Below are 23659 nucleotides of genomic sequence, written 5' to 3' on the forward strand. Positions count from 1 at the left end.
GGAATAAAAATGACTAAACGTGCGCTTATCAGTGTGTCGGATAAAAATGGAATTGTTGAATTTGCAGAGTCTTTGAGTAAGCTTGGCTTTGAAATTATCTCAACCGGTGGGACAAAAAAAACTTTGGATGAAGCAGGTATTGCAACTTTAGCGATTGAAAAAGTCACGCATTTTCCGGAAATGATGGATGGTCGTGTGAAAACATTGCATCCAATGATTCATGGTGGGCTTTTGGCACGACGTGATTTGGACACGCATGTAGCTGCTTTAGAAGAGCACAATATTACCCCCATTGACTTGGTTGCTGTCAATCTTTATCCTTTCAAAGAGACACTTTTATCAGGAGCTGACCATCAAACAATTGTTGAGAATATTGATATTGGTGGTCCTTCAATGTTACGTTCTGCAGCAAAAAATCATGCCGATGTTACTGTTCTTGTTGATCCAACAGACTATGCTACAGTTCTCAAAGAATTCGAAAAAGCTGGGGAAACTACCTTAGAGCTTCGTCAACGTTTGGCTGCCAAAGTTTTTCGACATACTGCTGCTTATGATGCGCTCATTGCACAATATTTAACAGAAAAATTTTCTGGTCAAGAGGAAAAACCTGAAAAGTTGACACTGACTTATGATTTAAAACAAGGGATGCGTTATGGTGAAAATCCACAACAAGATGCAGATTTTTATGAAAATGCACTCCCGACTGCTTATTCGATTGGACAAAGTGTGCAGTTGCATGGTAAAGAATTATCTTACAACAATGTGCGTGATGCAGATGCTGCGCTGCAGATTGCGCGTGATTTTACGGAGCAACCTACCGTTGTGGCGCTTAAGCATATGAATCCTTGTGGCATTGGACAAGCGGTGACAATCGAGCAGGCTTGGGACTATGCTTATGAGGCAGATCCTGTTTCTATCTTCGGGGGTATTGTCGTTTTAAATCGTCCAGTTGACCAGAAAACAGCTGAGAAAATGAGCAAAATCTTTTTAGAGATTATTATTGCACCAACATTTTCTGATGAGGCTCTGGCAATTTTAAAGAAAAAGAAAAATATCCGTTTGCTTACGCTTGATTTTGAACAAATTGGTGCATCAGAAAGAGAACCGATGATTACAGGTGTGCTTGGCGGTGTTTTAGTACAAGAACAAGATGTTGTTACAGAACAACAAGAAAGTTGGACAGTAGCAACGCAAGTCCAACCAGATAAGGAACAATGGGAAGCGCTAAAATTTGCATGGAAAGCAGTCAAATATGTGAAGTCTAACGGTATCATTGTTACAAATGAACATCAAACACTCGGCGTTGGACCCGGTCAAACCAACCGTGTAGCTTCAGTGAAAATAGCAATAGAAGCCGCTCAGGAAAAAGGTTTAGATAATGCTGTGCTTGCCTCTGACGCCTTCTTCCCCTTTGCCGATAACATTGACGAGATTGCCAAATCTGGCATCAAAGCAATTGTCCAACCGGGCGGTTCCGTTCGCGATCAAGAAGTCATTGAAGCTTGCGACAAGTATGGCATCACAATGGTCTTTACAGGTGTGAGACATTTCCGTCATTGATAAAAAAAGCTAGACGAGAGTTTAGCTTTTTTTATTAGTGTTTCTGCCGTCTCGAAAACTCAGTAAAGCGGAACTTGTCCACCTGATGTCGGCTTTCTGTATATTGGAAAATACTATTGTCGGAGAGGTAAACATGACTGCGCACACTAACAACATGGCGGTCTTTAGGGTTCAAGTCCAAATAGTCTTTGTCCTCAGTGTTAACAAAATCAATAGTAATCTCTTTTTGAGCATAGGAGATGTCTAAATTAAGCTGCTGCTCAAGATAAGCATAAAGGGAAGTTTGAATCATATCTTCTGTCATATTTGGTGCAATAGAAGCTAAGATATAGTCGCGATCAAGAATGACAAAACTGTTATCAATATTTCGGCGGCGCAAGATATGAAAAGCTTGAGCTCCTTCTTCAAAAAAAGAAAGCTCTGAAAGCTGCTTGTCTACAGTAATTTTCTCAAAAGTTAGGATTTCTGTAGTAGAGACAAAGTTTAAAGAATCTTTTAACTCTTTGAAAGAGATTAAACCAGATATGGGGAACATCAATCTTTCACGTGGAATAACGATTGATCCGAAACCATGTCGCCGTTGAATAATGCCACTTTCTTCTAAAATTTTTAAAGCTTGTCTTACCGTTGCACGACTGGTTTGATAGATTTCTGTGAGCTGATTTTCGCTAGGTAAAAGTTTATTTTCGGGATAGGTTCCCTCAATTATTTTTTTCTCTAAATCTCGAAGAATGATTTCATACTTTTTCATAGTATAAGTGTAGCAAAAAAGAAGTTTAAGATAAAGTAAAAATATAAACGCTTGCAAAACCGCTTTCATTTTGGTATCATTAACTTGTACGTACAAGTTATCAATTTATTATGTTTAAGGAGAGAAAGATGCTAGGTTTTGGCAAGAAAAAAACTTTGAGTGATGACACAGGTCTATATGCACCTCTATCAGGGACAGTCATTGATTTAGAACAGGTCGCGGACCCCGTGTTCTCAAAAAAAGTGATGGGGGATGGTTATGCAATTGAGCCAACGAGTGATCAAATTGTCAGTCCCGTAGCGGGGGAGGTCACCTTGGTTCAAGGCCATGCTTTAGGATTTAAGCGTGCTGATGGTTTAGAAGTCTTACTTCATTTGGGAATCGATACAGTAAGCCTCAACGGTCAACCGTTTCACATTAAGGTAAAGCTAGGGGATAAAGTTGAAGGCGGCGACAAGCTTGGGCGTGTGGATTGGCAACAGGTTGAAGCGGCAGGGCTTCCTTTGACAAGTATGATTTTAATCACCAATACTTCTGAAAAATTGGGCAGTCTTTCTATTGAAAAAGGAAAAGCTCAGGCAGGCGATAAGCTTGGCCAAGCAAAAGCAAAATAAAAAGGAGAAATCATGGCAGATTACAAAAAACTTGCAGCAGATATTATTGAAGCTGTTGGTGGAGAAGAAAATATTACAAAGGCTATTCATTGTATCACACGCTTACGTTTTTATTTAGTAGATAAAGATAAGGCAGATAGCGAAAAAATAGAAGCTATGGACGGTGTTGCTGGCGTTGTTTATAATGCTAACTTAGGACAATATCAGGTTGTTATCGGTCAAGCTGTTGCAGATGTTTATGATGAAATTGTGGCTCAACTTGGAAGTCGTGTAGTTGAGGGTGCTGATGATAACATAGTAACCGAAGAAAACAAGGTGTCGAAGAACCCAGTTGCGCGTGCTTTTCAGGTTGTGGTTGGAACAATCACAGGTTCAATGATGCCAATCATTGGTCTTCTAGCTGCTGGTGGTATGATTAATGGTATCCTTAACATGTTTGTTAAGGGAAATCATATTTTTGAACTTATTAGTCCTACTGACCCGACTTATATTATTATTTCAACATTGGCAATGGCGCCGTTCTATTTCTTGCCGGTTTTAGTTGGCTACGCGGCTGCAAAACAGCTAGGGTCAGACCCTTACGTTGTCGCTGCGGTAGGTGGCTTTATGATCCACCCTGCATTACAAGGTCTTGTGGCAGCACCAAATATTATTCAAAATGGTGAGATTGTTGCAGGAAAAGCTCCTGTTGTTATGGAGTTCTTTGGTGTTACCTTTAATACAAGTTATTTTAACATCCCAGTGAGTCTTCCTAACTATGCCTACACCATCTTCCCTATCATTGTAGCTGCTTGGTTAGCAAAACCTATTGGTTCTTGGCTTAAAAAGCATATGCCTTTGGCATTTCGTTCAATTTTTGTACCAATGATTACTTTCTTTATCGTTGCTTCATTGGTTCTATTGCTGGTAGGGCCTGTGATTAGTATTGTTTCATCAGCACTTGCTTCGGTTATTACTGGTTTGATTAACCTTAACCTCACTATAGCAGGAGCAATTATTGGTGGTCTTTATCAAGTTTTGGTTATCTTTGGTCTTCACTGGCTCGTTATTCCTATTTTGACACAGCAAATTGTGACAACGGGAGAATCAAATATTAATATGATTGTTTCCTTCACAATGTTAGCACAAGGTGCAGGAGCTTTAACTGTTTTCCTCAAAACACGTCAGCAAAGTCTTAAAGGTTTAGCATTGCCTGCGGCTATTTCGGCTTTCTGTGGTGTAACAGAGCCAGCCATGTACGGTATTAACTTGAAGTATATGCGCGTATTTATTATGAGTTCAATCGGTGCAGCAGCAGGTGCAGCTGTAGCAGGTCTCTTAGACTTGCATATGTATGGCTTCTCCGGCTCACTTATTGGTTTCCCTAACTTTGCGGCTACGACAAATCCACTGACGCATGCTGCAGGTAACCCGAATAACTTCATTGTTTTCTGGATTGCAACAGCAGTGTGTATCGTTGTTTCAATGACATTGGTGTGGTTCTTTGGTTTCAAAGACTCAGATACAATGGGAACAGGTCTTGAAAAGAAAAACGTATTTAAATCAGCTATAAATAAATAAAGAACAAAGGAAGAAGATTATGACATTAAGTGAGAAAGTCATCTATCAGATTTATCCTAAATCATTTTTAGACACAACAGGAAATGGTATCGGTGACCTCAGAGGAGTCACGGAAAAATTGCCCTATCTGGCAGAGTTGGGAATTGATATGATTTGGCTCAATCCTTTTTACCCTAGTCCTCAAAAAGATAACGGCTATGATATCTCTGATTATATGAATATCGATCCTGTATTCGGTGATTTTGAAGATTTTGACCAAATGATTGCTCGAGGGAAAAAGTTGGGTATTGAATTTATGCTGGACATGGTTTTGAACCACGTGTCAACAGAACATGAATGGTTTAAAAAGGCCTTAGCTGGTGATAAATACTACCAAGATTTCTTTATTTTAAGAGACCAACCTACAGATTGGCGCTCTAAATTTGGTGGCAGCGCCTGGGCTCCTTTTGGCGATACAGGAAAATATTATCTTCACCTGTATGATGTGACTCAAGCTGACTTAAATTGGCGCAATAAAAATGTACGTCAAGAGTTGTTCAAAGTCGTTAATTTTTGGCGCTCAAAAGGAATTTCCGGTTTCCGTTTCGATGTGATTAATGTAATCGGAAAAGATAAAATTCTTAAAAACAATCCAGAGTTTGAGGGGAAATTTGAGTATACAGATAAGCCGATCACGCATGAATATCTCCAAATGTTAAATCGAGAGACTTTTGGTCAGGATGAGAATGCCATAACAGTGGGTGAAATGAGCTCGACAACGATTGAGAACAGTATTCTCTATACGCAACCTGAACGAAAAGAACTAAGTATGGTCTTTAATTTTCACCATCTTAAAACGGACTATAAAGACGGAAATAAGTGGACCAAAGCTCCCTTTAACTTTCAAATGCTGAAGCATCTTTTCCATGAGTGGGGAGAAAAAATGGGGAAAGGAGGAGGCTGGAATGCAAACTTCTGGAATAATCATGATCAACCCCGCGCCCTTAACCGTTTTGTTGATGTGAAGAATTTTAGAGTGAAAGGGGCAACGATGCTCGCAGCTTCAATTCATCTTAGTCGAGGGACACCTTTCATTTATATGGGAGAAGAAATTGGAATGATAGATCCAGACTATGATTCTGTAGCAGATTACAAAGATGTAGAGGCACGAAACGCTTATGAAATGCTGATAAAGCAAGGAAAATCAGAAGAAGAAGCCTTTGACATAGTCAGCATCAAGTCTCGAGACAATTCACGAACACCGATGCAGTGGGACAATAGTACAAATGCAGGCTTTACAAGAGGCGAGCCCTGGCTTAAAGTTGGAAAACATACAGATATCAATGTGAAAAAAGACAAGGATGGAGAAATCTACAAATTCTATAAGAAAATGATTGATTTACGCAAGTCTGAAAAAATCATTTCTGAAGGAAGTTACAAACCTGCACTTGAGGACGCTGAGCACATTTATGCCTTTGTTCGTGAATATGGTGAACAGCGTCTGCTCGTTCTTAATAATTTTGCAAATCATAGTGTGAATTTTAAAATTCCTCAAGGCTTTGAAAAAGCAGAAGTTTTTGTCAATAATTATGGTTCATATGAGAGCGAAACACTTGCCCCATATCAATCTGTAGCCTTATTGGCAAAGTAGTGCTGCCTTATTTTCATGAAAAAACTCTTTTGTTGAAAAAATTTCAACAAATCGTTAAACTAGATTCATATATTTTTTAGGAAGAGAGAAAATGACTGTACTACTTTTTGATATAGACAATACGCTTCTTGATTTTGATAAGGCAGAATATATGGCTTTGGGAAAAATTTTTGAACAGTATCATATTGAAGATACAAAGGAAAATAGGGCTATCTATTCGCGCGAAAATAAAGCCTTGTGGCGCAGTCACGAAGCAGGAGAAATCAGTCGTGAAGAACTGCTTACCACACGTTTTGCCAAAGCTTTTAGGGCCTTGGGTGTAACCAAAGTGTACGATGCTTCTGCCGTTGATGCTACTTATCAGCGTTATCTTGCACAAGGGCATGAACTCATTTTTCATGCTAAAGAACTTTTGGATAGACTGGCACAGGAAAAAAGAGAAATGTATATCGTCAGTAATGGCACATCTAAAGTATCACGTCCACGCATTTTAGAGTCCGGTATTGAGCGATATTTCAAAGACATTTTTATTAGTGAGGAAATTGGAAAACACAAACCGTCAAAAGAATTCTTTGATTATGTTTTCGATCATATTGACCATGCGGAGGAGAAAGCTTTCGCAATCGTTGGTGACACTCTAACAACAGATATCTTAGGTGGGAAAAATGCTGGAATAAAAACGATTTGGTATAACCCGAAACATTTAAGTACTCAAGAAGAGTTGGTGCCAGACTGTGAGATTGAAGATTTATTGGAAATCCCTTTTTTACCTGTCCTCTCTTGATAATTCCGAACGTTTGAACAAGAATATATTTAAAAAGTCCTCTAGGGCTTTTTCTTTTTATCTAAATATTTTAAGATAGAGGTGAGAAAGAAAGTGAGGTAATATGAGGGTTTTAGTCGTTGGTTCAGGTGGGCGTGAACATGCAATTGCGCGAAAATTTGCTCAAAGTGAAAAGGTGGATAAAGTTTTTATTTGCCCAGGAAATGTCGGAATGACAGAAGAAAAACTAAAAACAGTGGCTATTTCCGAACTTGATAGTCAATCTTTGGCTGGTTTTGCTAAAAAAGAAGAGATTGATTTGACTTTTGTCGGACCGGAAACGGCACTAATGAACGGTATCGTTGATGTATTTTTAGAAGAAGGCTTGCGTATATTCGGTCCAAGAGCTGATGCGGCACAGATTGAAGGAAGCAAGAGCTTTGCTAAATCTATTATGAAAAAATACGGTGTGCCAACAGCAGACTATGAAAGCTTTTTAGACTTGGAAGAAGCTCTAAACTATGTTGAGAAAAAAGGAGCTCCTATTGTCATTAAGGCCGATGGATTGGCTGCGGGTAAGGGTGTTACTGTAGCAATGGACTTAGAAACAGCAAGAGAGGCTTTAAGGGACATTTTCCAGATGACTGAGGCAAAAGCAGTTGTGGAGGAATATCTTGAAGGGGAGGAATTTTCTCTCTTTAGTCTGGTTCATAAGGGTAAGATATACCCGCTGCCTATTGCTCAGGATCATAAGCGGGCCTTTGATGGGGATCAAGGTCCTAACACAGGAGGAATGGGGGCATATGCGCCAGTACCTCATATTCCAGAAAGTATTGTTCAAGAAGCTTTAGAGAGGATTGTTGAACCAACGATTGCTGGATTAAGGGCTGAAAACAAATCCTTCACAGGAGTGCTTTATGCAGGGTTAATATGGACGGCGCAAGGTGTAAAGACAATTGAATTTAATGCTCGGTTTGGAGATCCAGAAACACAAGTGGTTTTGGAGACAATAAGGAGCGATTTTGCTGAAAATATAATAGACATTTTAGAAGGCAGAGAGCCGCAGTTGATGTGGAATACAGATGAAATCACTTTAGGAGTAGTCGTGGCGAATCAAGGTTATCCTAATACTTCAACAGGAAGTGTTGCCTTGCCTGATTTGTCTGGTTTAAATTGCTTTTATGCCGGCGTTGTCGAAAGAAATGGACAACTGTTTTCAAGTGGGGGACGTGTGTATATGGCTACGGAAACAGGAACAGATATAAGGAGCGTTCAGAAGGTATTGTATACAAAGTTAGACAGTTTAGACAATGAAGGGATGTTTTACCGAACAGATATTGGAAATAAAGGAGTATAAGAATGTCAGAAGTTGCAGTTATTATGGGATCTCTTTCAGATTGGGAAACAATGAAGCAAAGTACACAAATTTTGGAAGAATTTGGTATAGCGTTTGATAAAAAAGTAGTATCGGCACATCGGACACCAGAAATAATGTTGGATTTTGCCAAAAATGCAGAAAAGCAAGGCTATAAGGTAATTATTGCAGGAGCTGGAGGTGCAGCTCACTTACCGGGAATGGTTGCTTCGATGACGTTACTTCCCGTGATTGGTGTGCCAATCCAGTCTCGTGTCTTATCAGGCTTGGATAGTCTTTACTCTATAGTACAGATGCCAGGTGGTGTACCTGTTGCTAGCATGGCTATAGGAACAGCAGGCGCCAAAAATGCAGGACTCTATGCAGTTCAAATTTTGGCGCTGGGTAATCAAAGCTTGGCTAAAAAATTAAAAAAATACAGGGAAAATGCTGCAGAAATATCTGTGGCATCGACCAAAAAGCTACTGTAAACTTATGTTTTAAAAGTTAGTGTAATATTTGTAAAAATAATTCTATATTAGTAAATAAAAATCCGTATAATTAACGGATTTATTTTTAAACTATCCAAAAAAGAGTAGGGGAAAGAAGAAAAATGACCTATAATGAAAATATGCAACATAAGAAAAAAACAATTGGAATTATTGGCGGTGGTCAGTTAGGGCAGATGATGGCTATCTCTGCACAATATATGGGTCATAAAGTAATTACTTTAGACCCTAATCCGAACTGTCCCGCAGCAAAATGTTCGGACGAGTTGCTTATTGCTGATTACGATGATGTTGATGCGCTTCTAAAACTAGCCTACGCTTGTGATTTAATAACTTACGAGTTTGAAAATGTATCATCAAAAGCACTGTATGAATTAGAAACATGTGTAGACATTCCGCAAGGTATCAGATTGTTGGAAATCACGCAGAACCGTAAATTAGAAAAAGAGTTTTTAGAAGAGTGTGAGGTGATGATAGCACCATGGAAGCTGGTTTGTGATGCTCAAGACCTTCCAAAAAAGGTGACCAAGAAACAAGTTCTTAAAACGACAACAGGAGGCTATGACGGGCATGGGCAAGTTGTCTTAAAGAGTGACGAGGATTTGAAAGAGGCAATAAAATTAGCAGACAGTGCCGAGTGTGTTTTGGAGGACTTCGTTAATTTTTCTTATGAAATTTCGATTATTATAAGTGGAAATGGTAAAGATTTTGTTACCTTTCCCTTATGTCAAAACGAGCATGTCAACAATATTTTGCACCGTACGGTTGCTCCTGCACTAGTTTCTTCTGAAATAAGCGAAAAAGCAGAACACTTAGCTCTAGCAATAGGAAAAAAGCTCCAGCTTTCAGGAACGCTTTGTGTTGAAATGTTTCTTACAGAGTCAGGGGATATTTATGTTAATGAACTTGCTCCGCGTCCCCATAACTCAGGTCATTACACGATAGAAGCCTGCGATTTTTCACAATTTGATTTACATATCAAAGGCATACTGGGTGAAAAATTGCCCGAGCCTCGTCTTTTAAAAAAGGCGATTATGATAAATATCTTAGGTCAGGATGTTACTAAAGTTGAAAAAATAAACCGTGAACACCCAGAATGGCACATTCATGATTATGGGAAATTAGAAGCAAAAGCAGGCAGAAAAATGGGACACATCACAATTCTGACAGATGACATTTTAGAAAGCCTAACGGAAATATCAAGTTTGCAGATATAGAAAATAAAAATGATAACAGGGAGGAAGAGGATGCACACGATTAGATTATCGATGGAAAGTAGAAAATCGATTTTTCGAATCGAAACTCTGAGTGAAGAAATTAATCCTGAATGGGCGATTGTATTTAGAAATTGCTTTAAAGATCCCCTGGTTGATTATTTGGAAAACAAAGAAAAAAATAGAGCGTGTCAATTGTTGCAAGGAAGTTCAACAAAGTGGCTTCAGCGCTCTGCCATGCAAGCAAGCTTATATTTACCCCTTGCCTCAAATGATGAAATGATTCGTGAAATGATTGCCCATGTGCTAAAGCAGCATTTTGAGTTTGTCAACACGAGCTATTCTTCCGCGATACCCTATGGAAATGAGAAGAGTAACGTTGAACTTTATCGTTTGTCCTATCCTCTACAGCTTGCCTATCTCTTTTATTTGCGTACAGAAGATATTAGCCAGTTCAGTTTATTATTTACTTCAGCTTCTTCAAGAATATTAGCTCTATGGGAAAAGGAGCTGATGGGGGCAGGCAAAAAGGTTATTCTTGAGAAGGAATTTCTTATCGAGGTTATTCAATATCTAGAAGAAATTTTTAGAAATATTACGCGACATGCAGCTTTAGAAGAACAAGCTCTCACACTAAAAAAACGACTTGTTAGGCATGCTGAATTTGCTTCTCAGGAAGAACATGCTCTCTTTCGGAAAGGCCTCTTGGTAGAAACTTACCGTGAAAAAGAAAAAATTCTTAACCTTTTGTTAGGTAAAATGAAAGAAACGCAGTACCGAGACACGGTGATAGACTTCTTGTTTTGCCAACTTTTATTGAATTATTTTAAAGTTTAGAAACTTTATATCTGAGTGAGAAGAGAACTTTTGAAGTACAATATTTTTGAAAATTATTGAGAAGATGGTATAATAAAATGAATTTACATTTGTAAACGAAAAAGTTGGAGACTTAATTTACTCTGTTACGGTTATTTATATCTTGCCATTCTCTCTATTTTAGAGATGAAGAAGGAGAGAATGGCACATCTGTGCCATTTTTGGCATTGAAACGTGAAAAGAAAAGTATCACAATCTATGGAAAAATTAAAAAACGGTTTAGAGGAGAGAAGATGAAGACATTTAAAACAAAGGATATGAACAGTAAGGAAGCCTATAAGCTTATATCTGGTCTTGTTGTCCCAAGACCTATTGCGTGGCTAACAACGCAAAATAGTCAAGGACTTGTCAACGCTGCTCCTTTTAGCTTTTTTAATGTAGTTTCTAAGGAGCCAGTCATTGTCTCTATTGCGATGACGGAGATGAAGGATTCTGTCAGAAATCTTTTGGAAAGGGAAGAGGGGGTTATTCATTTGGTCAACACTGATAATGTTGAAGCAATGAATAAAACGTCAGCACCGCTTGCAGCTAATGAAAGTGAAGTTGAAAAGTTTGGAATCAATTTGACAGAATCACAAGAAGTTAAGGTACCAGCTATCGCAAACGCTAAGGCTCGACTAGAAGTGATACTTCACAAGCATATACCTGTAGGAAAAACCAGCCACCTTATGCTCTTAGAAGTCAAAAATATACTGGTAGATGACACGGTTATTGACGAGGAGAAACTTTATATTAAAGCTGAGGCATTAGATCCTGTCGCTCGTCTGTCTGGAAGAGCTTATACAGCTTTAGGTGAAACATTTGAAATTACAAGACCTATAAAATAAAAGAAAAATCGGATTTTATTTTAACTCTATTAGTGTCTTTTTCTGTCCTTTTGTTTTAAAATATAGATATAGAAAAGTTAAATTGACAATTTTAAAATAAGGGAGGACTCTATGGAAAAACAATACAAAAATATCATGGTCGCAGTAGATGGCTCTGAACAATCTGATAAGGCAGTGCGTGAAGCTGTTAAGATAGCTAAAGAAAATGAAACTTCACTCCTTGTTTTACATGTTAAAGACGATATTCGACTTTATGGCTCAACCTATGGTGCACCGCTTATTCTTGAAAACCTAGAGGAGCAAGCACGAGCAATTATAGATAGAGCTGCTGACATCATTAAGAAACAGGTTGAGTTCAAGACTTATCGTGTGGAGGGTTCGCCTAAGAAAGAAATTATTGACTTTAGCCAAGAACATGATGTTGATTTAATCGTCATCGGTGTTACTGGTAAGGGAGCATTTGACCGGCTGCTGGTGGGCTCAACAACTGCCTATGTTATTAATCATGCAAACTGTAATGTTATGGTTGTTAAGTGAACTAAAAAATAATGCTTCTGTATAATCTATGGTAGTAGATGAAAAATCTATTGCCATTTTTTTATAGCTGCAGTAATTTATAAAAATGATAGGCCAGTGATTGAATCTTCTTGCTCTCCCCTTTGAAACACCTAAACCAGAGCCTTTTAGATGTATTGCGCCCATTTTAAGAAGCTTTGTTCTCCTCATCTAAATACTATTTCACTTTCATTTTCTTTTTTTTTTAATACTCTTAGAGTTTGTAACAAAAAGATTTCTTTTGTTACATCATATTTATGGAGTAGGTGGAAAAATAGAAATGGAACAAAAGAGAAAACTAGGCATCCTTTTAGTCATACTGTCAGTCTTGTTATTGATTTCGGGTACCTTTGCATGGTTCTCCTTTACACAGCGGGCCATCAATGACCGAAGTGGAAATATTAATTTCGAAGAAGTGGGTCGCCTGCACGACTACTTTGACCGTGCCTCAGGCAACAAGGATGTCTTCGCCGAGAACTTTGGCGATGCCCCTATCTTGGTACGTGTAAAACTCCTCGAATACATGGAAATTAATGGCGAATCTCTAGTCCAAGCCGACCCGCAAGAGGTGGAAGACGGTAACGCAGTCCAACCCATCAAAGAAGACACAGGCACATGGACGCCTTGGACACCAGAAGCCTCAGGCAATACAGTTGGCCAACGTGTCGGACCGGGCGCCGTCTTCAATGCCCGTGCCCGCTGGACTGTCGGTTGGACTCCCCGAGCAGCCACAGACGGCTCTGGACAGCTGGATGCTCCCTACTTTATGCCGACCTTTAACCGTGCCCGCGATGACCACAAGACAGCTGCTGCAGGGGACGGGCGTGACTGGACCCAGTCGGGAGAAGAAGCCGATACTTCGGCTAGTCCTAATGGAACCAATGCCGGCGCAGATGCTACAGGGGTCACACATCCTGGGAATGGGACAGATGGCTATTGGAACAACGGTAGCACAGCCACCTCGCTCCTAGGAACACCGCCAGATACTGAGAACGGGACACACACGGCTCGCCAAACCGTCATCCAAGACCAACCGGTCATGTTGCTCAGCCAGTGGAATGCCCTGCCCGTTCAAGACCGTGTCGGTAACTTCTGGGTGGTGGATCCCCAGACAGGCTGGGCTTATTGGGCCAATCTGCTCTTCCCAGAGGAAGCGACCTCTTTCCTCCTCGATCAGGCTAACTTTGCGACAAGCGGGATTCGGGGAGATTATTACTACGGGATTAAGGCTGTCGCCAATATGGTAGCCAACACCGATGGCGACGTCTCTGCCTTTTGGGATGAAGCCCCAGAAAACCATAGCGACCTTGCCAAACAGCTGGTGGATGAAGTACGCAATGGCCTACCTATTCTTGGTGAGATGGCACCGGGACAAACATTCTCTATGCGGGGCACGCAATACCGCTACCTTGAAAACAAGGGGGAGGGGAATCATTTGATCATGGCAACGGGCAATCAGTTTGGGAGTGCATGGAATACTATTGCTGGTGTGACAAGTTATAATGGTTCGACTTTAGATAATAATATGAAGAACTGGCATAATAATTTGCCTTCTGTTATTCGACGTCAAGTACAACCTGTGCAAAAAGAATTTATAGGGACAGGACCAGAAGCCCATATCGGTATAGCTAGTTGGACAACAAATTTCTCAGGTAACTTAAGTTCCGTAATACCGATTGTAGGTACACCACGTGCTTTTATTCTAGACTTTGAACATCCAGCCTTTACGGAGGCTTTGAAAAATGACTTTGCGGAGGTTGACCCTAATGGCGAGAAGAAAGCTTTTGCTCTTTCTCTTGCGGAATTCAATCATCTTTCGGGTCCTGGAAAAGCTTTTCCGACTATGGCTTCACGTAGTATGTGGACAACCCCACGAACTTTATTTGATACTAATTTACCGTGGTTTATACAAAATGTAAGCATACTTGGCTCATTTAATATTTTCAATCAGAATGGTACCGTTGCACGTATAACAGATGGTTTCCCCGCCCTCATCCTCCGGGACGAAGACGGAGCATGGAATTCAAACATATAAGCAGTAAAAATCCAGTGATTTTTCAAAAGGACTTTGTTTTCCTTATGGTGAATTTAAACTCTTTTTCTTTGAGAAAAAACCAAAAGTGCTTAACTTCAGCAGTTGTATGCGGACAGTTAAGCACTTTTTCACTAATTTTTTTGTGCCAATTTTTTTCAAAATCAGTGTTTTTTATTGATTTTCGTAAAACAAAAACCGCTCTGTTAAGCGATTTTTAATTTCTATTCTAGCTATTTTTCCTTGCTGTTATTCCCATATATAAGAACAATCGTTTCATTTATTACATCTTTAGATAATGAAAATGCAATTATCCTACCAACTATAAATACTACCGATTTTGGTGAAGATAGTGATAAGGAAGATTAATATATAATTAATCATATATTAAATGAAAACTATATTTTATCCCTCAGCTTTGGTTGGGGAATTTTTTTGCTTTTTCTATACACACCACTTGATTTATACACAACTTTTGTGTATAATGTGAATGTGGTCAAGAAAGGAGATGAAGCATTGCCAATGACACCTAGAGAAATGGTTAAATTTCTCAAAAAGAATGGCTTTATTGAAAAAGGTCAACGTGGAAGTCACAAGAAAATGTTTAATCCAGATACTAAGAAAATAACAATTGTGCCCATGCATAATAAAGACTTAGGAAATGGTTTAGAGGCAAGTATTAAAAAGCAAGCTGGTCTGAAATGACCAGTAGAACTTTTGCTTTATCTCAGAAGGGAGAAAAAATGTTATTATATCCAGTAGTATTTAAAACAGATGGAGATTATATCTCTGTACACTTTCCAGATGTCCCAGAAGCAATGACTCAAGGGAAAGACCTTGATGAAGCTTATAAAATGGCTGAGGAAGTACTAGGCTTTGCTTTGGAAGATTATGCAGAAATGCCCAAAGCAAGCTCGATTGAAGAAGTAAAAAAAGCGGAACCGGATGCAACTATTGCATTGATCGCAATTGACATGGTGGCTTATATGCGTAAATATCATTCTAAAGTGGTCCGTAAAAATGTCAGCATTCCAGAATATCTTGCAATCTTAGCTAAAGAGCAGGGGATAAATGCAAGTCAAGTTCTAACTGAAGCTTTGGAAGAAAAGGTGAATTTTGGTTAAATGGGTGCCCTTTTATGAGTGTCAGGAACTCATTCTCCTACACCTAGTCTATTTTATAAAATATTAAATAGATAGAAACTCTATTATCCTATTTGATGAAATAGCAAATGTGATATAATGAAAGTCTGTTCTTATAGGTAAATCCCCGACTTCGGTCGGTTTTTTTGTGCCAATTTTTTTCAAAATCAGTGTTTTTTATTGATTTTCGTAAAACAAAAACCGCTCTGTTAAGCGATTTTTAATTTCTATTCTAGCTATTTTTCCTTGCTATTATTCCCACTCAACAGTTGCAGGTGGTTTGGAGGTAATATCGTAGACAACGCGGTTAACGTGATTCACCTCGTTTACTATACGTACTGAAATCTTTTGTAGAACATCCCAAGGGAGTTTCGCAAACTCCGCTGTCATACCGTCAATAGAAGTGATAGCACGGATGGCGAGTGTATAATCATAAGTCCGGCTATCTCCCATGACACCAACTGAACGGACACCTGTATTAACAGTGAAGTACTGCCATACGTCACGGTCTAAACCAGCGGCAGCAATTTCTTCACGGAGGATGGCATCAGATTCACGGACAACCGCAACCTTCTCAGGTGTCAAATCTCCCATAACACGAATGGCAAGACCAGGTCCTGGGAAAGGTTGACGCCATACAATCTCATCAGGCATTCCAAGTTCTGTACCAAGGGCACGTACTTCATCTTTGAAGAGTGTGTTTAAAGGTTCAATCAATTCGAACTGCATGTCTTCTGGCAAGCCACCAACATTGTGGTGTGACTTGATTGTTTGAGCTGTATCTGTTCCTGACTCAATCACATCCGTATAGAGTGTACCCTGAGCGAGGAATTTTACATCTTTAAGTTTAGAAGCTTCATCATCAAAGACGTAAACAAATTCGTTACCGATGATTTTACGTTTTTTCTCTGGGTCAGAAACACCAGCTAACTTATTCATGAAACGTTCTTCAGCGTTAACACGGATAATGTTTAAGCCAAATTTGCCTCCCAACATATTCATCACTTGATCACCTTCACCTTTGCGGAGAAAACCATGATCCACGAAGATAGAGGTCAATTGATCACCTATTGCACGCTGCAAGAGCACTCCTACAACTGAAGAATCTACACCGCCAGAGAGACCAAGCAAGACTTTTTTATCACCAACTTGTTCTCGGATTTTCTTGACTTGCATGTCAATGAAATTTTCCATTGACCAATCACCTTTGGCGCCACAGATATTCAAGGCAAAGTTACGGAGCATGTCTGTTCCGTATACGGAGTGACGTACTTCAGGGTGAAATTGAATGCCGTAAATGTTGCGTTCAGTATCTTCAACGGCAGCAAATGGACTGTTTGGAGAAGTTGCAACAACATGGAAGCCTTCTGGAAGTTTAACAACACGGTCACTATGACTCATGAGCACATCTTGTTTGTCAGGCGTGTTGGCAAAGAGCTTAGATGGAGCTTTTAACTCAATGGGAGCAACACCATATTCTCGTTCAGAGGCACCTTCAACTTTACCACCTAATTTGTGACTAATCAATTGCATGCCATAGCAGATGCCTAGGATAGGTAAACCGAGTTCAAAAATTTCGGGATCGATATCAAATGAACCCTCATCATAAACAGAATTAGGTCCCCCAGAAAGAATAATTCCCACAGGGTTTATTTCACGGATTTCTTGAGCTGTGACTTTGTGACTCATCAGCTCCGAGAAAACACCTATCTCGCGAATGCGACGAGAAATTAATTGGTTATACTGACTACCATAGTCAAGAACGATAATTTTTTCAAGTTGTTTATCAGACAAGGGGGCCTCCTAAAAATTAATATTAAAATATTTTATCATAAAAGAGCTAATTATAAAAACGTTTGACACAAAAAGACAGTTATTTTAATTAAAGAGTAAGTTATTGTTATGCTATTTCAAAATTTCTTCAAATAAATTTTATCAATGTAATGGTTGGCAGCTTTGTGCAAGATGACTTCGGCGCGGTTACGTGTCGGCTCGATATAGTCGCGCAAGTTAGGCAGATTAGTATTTGTCCATGTTTGACGCGCGAGCTGCATCACTTCATCGTAAGGCATTTTCGTAAACTGATGATAATAGTTATGAGGATCATTTTCAGCAAGTTTGAGTAGGCTGTCAAACCGTTCCAAGTACCATTTTTCAATCAAGTCCTCATCAGCATCAACATAAATAGAGAAGTCATAAAAATCACTGACATAAAGAAGTTCACTCTGCGGATTTTGGAGAACATTTATTCCCTCTAAAATCAAAATATCAGGCTGGTCGATAATCTGGGTTTTATCTTCGATGATGTCATAAGTTTCATGTGAATAAAGGGGGATTTCGCATCGCTCACTGTTTTTTACACGATAGAGAAAGTCTAAGAGGCGTTCCATGTCATAACTTTCAGGGAAGCCTTTACGGTCTAACATGTTACGCTCTTCTAAAATTGCTGTAGGATAAAGAAAACCGTCTGTTGTCACAAGCTCTACGCTTAATTTTTTAAATTCACGGGAAAGGAGGAGCTGAACGAGACGCGCAGCAGTAGATTTTCCGACAGCGACAGATCCAGAAATCCCAATGATTAGTGGGGGCGTTTGAACAATTTTTTGTAAAAACAATCCTTTGGAGAAACTTAAATCTTCAATATTCTTTTTATATAAACGTACCAAATGTATTAATGGAAGATAGACGTCAATAACGTCTTGCAGTGAAATTTCATCATTGAGTGAACGAATGGCATCCAGCTCCTTATTTGTCAAGGGAACTATGGAAGACAGGTATAAATTTTGCCAAGTTTCTCGTGAGATTTCATCGTAATTAATGAATTTATTCATAAGGATATTTTAGCATATTTTCCTTTTGTTTAAAAAATTTGTAGAAAGCAGATTAGCTTGCTATAGAGAGTGCATGAAATGAAAAAATACTCTAGCTATAAAGTAAGAGTTTTTAAGTCCTTGATTACTATCTGTAAAGGTTTTCTGAGAAAAAATAAAATATTTTGTGATAAAATAAAATGTAATGGTAAAAACAAATATGTATTATGAAGACAACCGTGATTTAGCACATGACGTGCAGGAGCTATCGGTTGAACTTTTGGGCCTTCCCCTACACTTTCTGACTGATGCAGGTGTATTTTCTAAAAACGCTATTGATTATGGTTCACGTGTGTTGCTGGATAATTTTCAACCCGAAGGAGCGAAGACTTTGCTTGATGTAGGTTGTGGTTATGGCACACTGGCTTTAACTTTAGCAAAAAAATATGGCTTGAAAGCCACACTTGTAGATGTAAATAGCCGTGCTCTTGATTTAGCAAAGAAAAATGCAGATAAAAACAATATAAAAGTTGATAATATTTTTTTATCTAATATATATGATAATGTTGAACAAAGCTTTGATGCTATTATTTCAAATCCCCCTATTCGTGCGGGAAAAGAAGTGGTACATGCTATTTTATCTGATGCTTATATGCATTTAAATGATAATGGTCATTTGACAATCGTGATTCAGAAAAAACAGGGCGCGCCGAGTGCGCAAAAGAAAATGAATGTTGTCTTTGGCAACTGTGAGATTGTCGCGAAAGATAAAGGATATTACATTTTAAGGAGTTATAAGGAGAAACTATGACCTACAGAATGGTGGACCTGATTCAAAAAAAACGAGATGGTGGTCACTTTGAGAAAGCTGAAATCGATTGGCTTATCTCTGGTTATACGACTGGCGAAGTTCCGGATTATCAGATGGCAGCACTTGCAATGGCTATCTATTTTAAGGGTATGACGACAGAGGAAACAGCCAACTTAACCATGGCTATGGTTAAGTCAGGTAAAGAATTTGATTTATCTGCCATCCCTGGTGTGAAGGTAGACAAACATTCGACTGGTGGTGTAGGTGATAAAGTAACGATTATTTTGGCCCCTTTAGTGGCGAGTTTTGATGTCCCTGTCGCTAAAATGTCCGGCCGTGGTTTAGGACATACAGGGGGCACGCTGGATAAGTTAGAATCTATTCCAGGTTTTGAAATTGAAAAAACAGAAGAAGACTTTATCAGCCAAGTAAAAGATTCAGGAATCGCGGTGATTGGTCAATCTGATGATTTGGTTAAAGCAGACAAACTCCTCTATGCCCTTCGAGATGTGACAGCCACAGTCGATATTATTCCATTAATTGCAAGTTCTATCATGTCTAAAAAAATTGCTTCGGGCTCAAATGCCATTTTGCTTGATGTGACTGTTGGCGACGGGGCTTTCATGAAGAATATCGAAGATGCCCGACTTTTAGCGCGTACAATGGTTGACTTAGGAAAGGCTGTTGGTCGTGAAACAGTGGCAGTTCTAACAAATATGAACCAGCCTTTAGGATATGCCATAGGTAATCGTAATGAAATTACGGAAGCCGTGAATACGCTAAATGGTAAAGGAACATCGGAATTCCGTCGCTTTATCGCTGAACTGGCTCAAATTATGCTTGGATTAGCAGGTGTAGAAAAAACTGTTCCAGAAATCATCGAAAATCTTGATAATGGTAAAGCTTATGCCAAATTCCTTGCCATGTGTGAAGCACAACACGGGGATGCAACAGCCTTCAATCATTTGACTGCAGAATTAAATGTGGCACATACTGTGGAAATCCATGCCGAGCGTGAAGGCTACATTACGCAAGAAAAAGCAATGGGTGTCGGTATTGTTGCGATGAAGCTTGGTGCAGGACGAGCAACCAAGGCAGATACAATCGATTTTGAAGCAGGTATTAATTTGGCTAAAAAAGTGGGTGACTTCGTCCAAAAGGGTGATTTTATCGCCACACTTTATAGTAATCGTGAAATTACACCAGAATTGATTACGGAGTTTAAGAACAATATCGAAATTTCTGACCAGCAAGTTCATGCACCTGAAATTTTGGAAATTATTCGCTGATGAAAAATGAACTTCCCCCTATTCCCACCGAAATAAAAGCTCTACAAAGTATAGCAGGTGCTGCACTTGGGGCAATTGGAATGAATCTTTGGGCACAGAATACGTTGCTCAAAATAGCCCTTTTTATTCTTATCTTTATCTCGGTTTATACGATGATTGGGATGCTGTACCTTAAAAGTCGCAAGCCCAAATAAAATTTTAATGTTCACAACTAAAGCGAACTTTATAGTCCGCACTATAAATAATAACTAGGAGAAGACCTAAAAATGAAAATTAATCAATACATTGACCACACTATCCTCAAAGCTGATGCTACACAAGAAAAAGTGCAAGCTATCGTTGATGAAGCAAAAAAATACAAATTCGCAAGTGTTTGTATCAATCCAACCTGGGTAGCATTTGCTGCTGAACAACTCAAAGATGAAGTTTCAAAAGTATGTACAGTCATCGGTTTCCCTCTTGGAGCAAATACTTCAGAAGTCAAGGCCTTTGAAGCCGCAGATGCAATCAAAAAAGGCGCAGACGAAGTAGATATGGTAATTAATATTGGTGCAGCTAAAGACGGTAAATGGGACTTAGTGGAAAGTGATATTGCAGCAGTTAATGCCATTAAGGATGGCCGTATCCTTAAAGTTATTATCGAAACAAGTCTTTTGACAGATGAAGAAAAAGTCAAAGCTTGTCAAGCAGCACAACGTGCGGGTGCTGACTTTGTTAAGACATCAACAGGCTTTTCAACAGCCGGTGCTAAAGTTGAAGATGTAAAATTGATGCGTGAAACGGTTGGACCTGACATGGGTGTTAAAGCTTCAGGCGGTATCCGCAATCTTGAAGATGCTAAAGCAATGATTGCAGCTGGAGCAAACCGTTTGGGATGCTCATCAGGTGTCGCAATCATGGAAGGTGAAACTGCCAATGCCAGCTACTAAAGAACTTATTGAAGCAGCACGTGAAGCAAGCAGTCATGCTTATGTCCCTTATTCACATTTTCCTGTAGGTGCAGCGTTGGTAGCTACGGATGGTAAAGTTTATCAAGGCTGTAACATTGAGAATGCGAGCTTTGGCTTAAGCAATTGCGCAGAGAGGACAGCTATTTTTAAGGCCGTATCCGAAGATCATTTGGAATTTTCAAGTCTGTATATTTATGGAGAAACTGCCGCTCCCATCAGTCCTTGTGGTGCATGTCGTCAAGTGATTTCAGAATTTTGTGATGCAGATATGCCTGTTTATTTGTTGTCCAAGTCAAAAGAAGTGAAAGCAACAACTGTTGGGGAATTATTGCCGTATTCGTTCCAAGAATTGGAATGATAAGCTAAAATTACCTGTAAATTTGCTATTTCCGAACAAAGATGCGGATAAATTTCGCATTTTTGTTTTTAGCTTGAATTAATATATAAAATAGCTTAAAATAAACTTATAGATAAAATCTCTTATCTTGTAAGAGTTTAAAAAAATTTTAAAATTTGGAGGAAAACGTTTCTATGAAAAAACGTATTTTCGCAGTTGGTGCTTTGGCACTTGCATCAGTAGCAGTTTTGGCTGGTTGTCGTGGGCGTGATGCAGCTTCAGGTGGTGAAGCAAAAACAGATCTCAATGTAGCGATGATTACCGATACTGGTGGTGTTGATGACCGTTCATTCAACCAATCAGCATGGGAAGGCTTGCAAGCTTGGGGGAAAGAAAATAACCTTTCAAGAGGTAAAGGCATCAACTATTTCCAATCAAACTCAGCTTCTGACTACACAGCAAACTTTAACTCAGCAGTTTCTGGTGGTTATAACCTAATATTTGGTATTGGTTTTGGTCTTCAAGAAGCAACTTCACAGGCTGCTAAAAACAATCCAGATACTAAGTTTGCCATCATTGACTCTGTGATTGAAAACCAGCAAAATGTCGTTTCTGCAACATTTGCTGACCAAGAAGCTGCTTATCTCGCTGGTGTTGCCGCAGCTAAAACAACCAAGACAGATCACGTTGGTTTCATCGGAGGTGTTGCCTCAGACATCATCACAGCCTTTGAAGTTGGTTTCCAAGAAGGTGTTAAGTCTGTCAATCCAAACATCAAAGTAGATGTTCAATATGCTGGTTCATTTAGCGATGCAGGTAAAGGTAAAACAATCGCATCAGCTATGTACTCTAGCGGTGCAGATATCATCTATCAAGCTGCAGGTGGTGTAGGAACAGGTGTATTTACAGAAGCACGTGTACTTAATGAAACAAAAAACGAAGCCGATAAGGTTTGGGTAATCGGTGTTGACCGTGACCAAGAAGCAGACGGAAACTTCAAATCAAAAGACGGTAAAGAATCTAACTTTGTCCTAGCTTCTACACTTAAAGAGGTTGGAAATGTCGTCAAAGACGTCTCAAACAAGGTAAAAGATGACAAGTTCCCTGGTGGCGAAATTCTTAAATACGATTTGAAAAACTCAGGTGTCGATCTTGCGCGTAACAATACTTCAGACGAAGCATGGAAAGCTGTTGAAGCTGCCAAACAAAAGATTATTGATGGTGAAATAACAGTTCCAGCTAAATAATTATACCAATTATGTAAACCAGCTATTGTAGCTGGTTTTTTATTTAAAATTGGTATATAATAAGTAAAAAACGGTGCAAAGGGAGACAGCATGCAGAGAAGTAACCTTCCGAATTATGTAAGGATTCATGATGCGATAAAAGAAGAGGTTGAAAAAGCAGTTTGGAAAATTGGAGAACGCTTGCCGAGCGAACGAGATTTGGCTGAACGTTTTGGTGTGAGTCGTATGACAGCACGGCAAGCAGTGACTTCACTCGTTGATGAAGGAATTTTGGAGCGCCGTGTTGGAAGCGGTACTTATGTAGCGAGTCGGCGAGTTCGCGAAAAGATGCGCGGGACAACCTCATTTACAGAGATTGTCACTGCTCAGGGTAAAACACCTTCTACAGAACTTCTAAGTTATCTCAAGACATTACCTAATGAAGTTGAGTGCGAAAAGCTACAGATTACTAAAGATAGGGCAATTATTCGTATGGAGCGTGTCCGCTATGCAGATCAAGTTCCTATTTGCTACGAAGTGGCAAGTATTCCTTATGATTTGGTGAAGCCTTTCGAAAAGAAAAGTATCACTTCTAACTTTTTTAATACTTTAACCCAGGCAGGATATGTGATTGAGCATAGTCAGCAGATTATTTCAGCTAAAAAGGTAAGTACAGAAGTAGCTGAATATTTAAAAATAAAATCCGGTGATGCTATTTTAGGATTGACACAGATTTCATACTTATCAGATGGCTGCGCTTTTGAATATGTATTGTCGCAATATGTTGGTGATCGCTTTGAATTTTATCTTGAAAGATAGAGTGAAAAAACCTTTATTCAGTGTCGCTGA

General features: G+C 39.2%; 24 protein-coding genes. 21 read left to right on the top strand and 3 right to left on the bottom strand.

What is annotated here, in order from left to right; all coding sequences use genetic code 11:
• Positions 1-9: 9 nt before the first annotated feature.
• A complete protein-coding gene (gene purH / locus ACGHCK_RS01525) occupies positions 10-1560 on the top strand; it encodes a bifunctional phosphoribosylaminoimidazolecarboxamide formyltransferase/IMP cyclohydrolase (RefSeq protein WP_251420969.1) in 1551 nt (516 codons plus the stop codon).
• A 34-nt stretch (positions 1561-1594) separates the two neighbouring features.
• Here purH and treR read toward each other — a convergent pair whose 3' ends face one another.
• The gene (treR, locus tag ACGHCK_RS01530) at positions 1595-2311 is read right to left on the bottom strand and encodes a trehalose operon repressor (protein ID WP_251420967.1); all 717 of its coding nucleotides are present in this window, start codon (positions 2309-2311) and stop codon (positions 1595-1597) included.
• A gap of 128 nt (positions 2312-2439) precedes the next feature.
• On the opposite strand from treR, the gene ACGHCK_RS01535 reads away from it, so the two are divergent.
• The 13 genes from ACGHCK_RS01535 (at position 2440) to ACGHCK_RS01595 (ending at position 15369) form a co-directional block, all read left to right on the top strand.
• Positions 2440-2925, top strand: a complete 486-nt coding sequence (locus ACGHCK_RS01535) for a PTS sugar transporter subunit IIA (protein WP_251420965.1) — start codon at positions 2440-2442, stop codon at positions 2923-2925.
• A gap of 12 nt (positions 2926-2937) precedes the next feature.
• Positions 2938-4485: a PTS transporter subunit EIIC gene (locus ACGHCK_RS01540; RefSeq protein WP_271328078.1), complete on the top strand. Its 1548-nt coding sequence runs from the start codon at positions 2938-2940 to the stop codon at positions 4483-4485.
• A gap of 19 nt (positions 4486-4504) precedes the next feature.
• A complete protein-coding gene (treC, locus tag ACGHCK_RS01545) occupies positions 4505-6115 on the top strand; it encodes an alpha,alpha-phosphotrehalase (protein ID WP_251420961.1) in 1611 nt (536 codons plus the stop codon).
• A gap of 91 nt (positions 6116-6206) precedes the next feature.
• A complete protein-coding gene (locus tag ACGHCK_RS01550) occupies positions 6207-6899 on the top strand; it encodes a YjjG family noncanonical pyrimidine nucleotidase (RefSeq protein WP_251420959.1) in 693 nt (230 codons plus the stop codon).
• Positions 6900-7002: 103 nt separating this feature from the next.
• Positions 7003-8235 (top strand): phosphoribosylamine--glycine ligase, encoded by a 1233-nt coding sequence (purD, locus tag ACGHCK_RS01555; RefSeq protein ID WP_251420957.1) that lies wholly within the window; start codon positions 7003-7005, stop codon positions 8233-8235.
• Between the two features lie 2 nt (positions 8236-8237).
• Positions 8238-8723, top strand: coding sequence for a 5-(carboxyamino)imidazole ribonucleotide mutase (gene purE / locus ACGHCK_RS01560; protein WP_271328077.1), 486 nt, complete (start codon positions 8238-8240; stop codon positions 8721-8723).
• A 122-nt stretch (positions 8724-8845) separates the two neighbouring features.
• Positions 8846-9958, top strand: a complete 1113-nt coding sequence (purK, locus tag ACGHCK_RS01565) for a 5-(carboxyamino)imidazole ribonucleotide synthase (protein WP_251420953.1) — start codon at positions 8846-8848, stop codon at positions 9956-9958.
• A gap of 30 nt (positions 9959-9988) precedes the next feature.
• Positions 9989-10792: a glycoside hydrolase family 125 protein gene (locus ACGHCK_RS01570; RefSeq protein ID WP_251420951.1), complete on the top strand. Its 804-nt coding sequence runs from the start codon at positions 9989-9991 to the stop codon at positions 10790-10792.
• A gap of 272 nt (positions 10793-11064) precedes the next feature.
• Positions 11065-11658: a flavin reductase family protein gene (locus tag ACGHCK_RS01575; protein WP_202229371.1), complete on the top strand. Its 594-nt coding sequence runs from the start codon at positions 11065-11067 to the stop codon at positions 11656-11658.
• A 111-nt stretch (positions 11659-11769) separates the two neighbouring features.
• The gene (locus ACGHCK_RS01580; protein WP_202229373.1) at positions 11770-12195 is read left to right on the top strand and encodes a universal stress protein; all 426 of its coding nucleotides are present in this window, start codon (positions 11770-11772) and stop codon (positions 12193-12195) included.
• 298 nt (positions 12196-12493) lie between these two features.
• Positions 12494-14248, top strand: a complete 1755-nt coding sequence (locus tag ACGHCK_RS01585) for a hypothetical protein (RefSeq protein ID WP_394304443.1) — start codon at positions 12494-12496, stop codon at positions 14246-14248.
• Between the two features lie 513 nt (positions 14249-14761).
• Positions 14762-14950 (top strand): type II toxin-antitoxin system HicA family toxin, encoded by a 189-nt coding sequence (locus tag ACGHCK_RS01590; RefSeq protein WP_029343517.1) that lies wholly within the window; start codon positions 14762-14764, stop codon positions 14948-14950.
• Between the two features lie 38 nt (positions 14951-14988).
• On the top strand, positions 14989-15369 hold the full coding sequence (locus ACGHCK_RS01595) for a type II toxin-antitoxin system HicB family antitoxin (RefSeq protein ID WP_251420497.1): 381 nt from the start codon (positions 14989-14991) through the stop codon (positions 15367-15369).
• A 270-nt stretch (positions 15370-15639) separates the two neighbouring features.
• Here the strand turns inward: ACGHCK_RS01595 and guaA are convergent, their stop codons facing one another.
• Together guaA and coaA are read right to left on the bottom strand one after the other, a co-directional pair.
• Positions 15640-17181 (bottom strand): glutamine-hydrolyzing GMP synthase, encoded by a 1542-nt coding sequence (guaA, locus tag ACGHCK_RS01600; protein ID WP_202229379.1) that lies wholly within the window; start codon positions 17179-17181, stop codon positions 15640-15642.
• A gap of 116 nt (positions 17182-17297) precedes the next feature.
• Entirely contained in the window at positions 17298-18218 is a 921-nt protein-coding gene (gene coaA, locus ACGHCK_RS01605) for a type I pantothenate kinase (protein WP_202229381.1), read from the bottom strand.
• 184 nt (positions 18219-18402) lie between these two features.
• Here coaA and ACGHCK_RS01610 point away from each other — a divergent pair, with 184 nt between their 5' ends.
• The 7 genes from ACGHCK_RS01610 to ACGHCK_RS11450 all read left to right on the top strand — a co-directional run bounded on the left by ACGHCK_RS01610 (position 18403) and on the right by ACGHCK_RS11450 (position 23629).
• On the top strand, positions 18403-19008 hold the full coding sequence (locus ACGHCK_RS01610; RefSeq protein ID WP_251420499.1) for a class I SAM-dependent methyltransferase: 606 nt from the start codon (positions 18403-18405) through the stop codon (positions 19006-19008).
• Positions 19005-20297, top strand: a complete 1293-nt coding sequence (locus ACGHCK_RS01615) for a pyrimidine-nucleoside phosphorylase (RefSeq protein ID WP_271327951.1) — start codon at positions 19005-19007, stop codon at positions 20295-20297. Before ACGHCK_RS01610 ends, ACGHCK_RS01615 begins: the two co-directional genes overlap by 4 nt.
• A complete protein-coding gene (locus ACGHCK_RS01620; RefSeq protein WP_271327950.1) occupies positions 20297-20491 on the top strand; it encodes a hypothetical protein in 195 nt (64 codons plus the stop codon). The genes ACGHCK_RS01615 and ACGHCK_RS01620 overlap by 1 nt, the downstream gene beginning before the upstream one ends.
• 72 nt (positions 20492-20563) lie before the next feature.
• Positions 20564-21226, top strand: coding sequence for a deoxyribose-phosphate aldolase (deoC, locus tag ACGHCK_RS01625; RefSeq protein ID WP_251420505.1), 663 nt, complete (start codon positions 20564-20566; stop codon positions 21224-21226).
• Entirely contained in the window at positions 21213-21605 is a 393-nt protein-coding gene (locus ACGHCK_RS01630) for a cytidine deaminase (protein WP_202229391.1), read from the top strand. The genes deoC and ACGHCK_RS01630 overlap by 14 nt, the downstream gene beginning before the upstream one ends.
• Before the next feature lie 173 nt (positions 21606-21778).
• On the top strand, positions 21779-22831 hold the full coding sequence (locus ACGHCK_RS01635; protein ID WP_202229393.1) for a BMP family lipoprotein: 1053 nt from the start codon (positions 21779-21781) through the stop codon (positions 22829-22831).
• 90 nt (positions 22832-22921) lie between these two features.
• A complete protein-coding gene (locus tag ACGHCK_RS11450; RefSeq protein WP_202229395.1) occupies positions 22922-23629 on the top strand; it encodes a GntR family transcriptional regulator in 708 nt (235 codons plus the stop codon).
• Positions 23630-23659 lie beyond the last annotated feature (30 nt).

It is taken from the genome of Lactococcus muris (genome assembly GCF_042849115.1).
Classification (GTDB): domain Bacteria; phylum Bacillota; class Bacilli; order Lactobacillales; family Streptococcaceae; genus Lactococcus; species Lactococcus muris.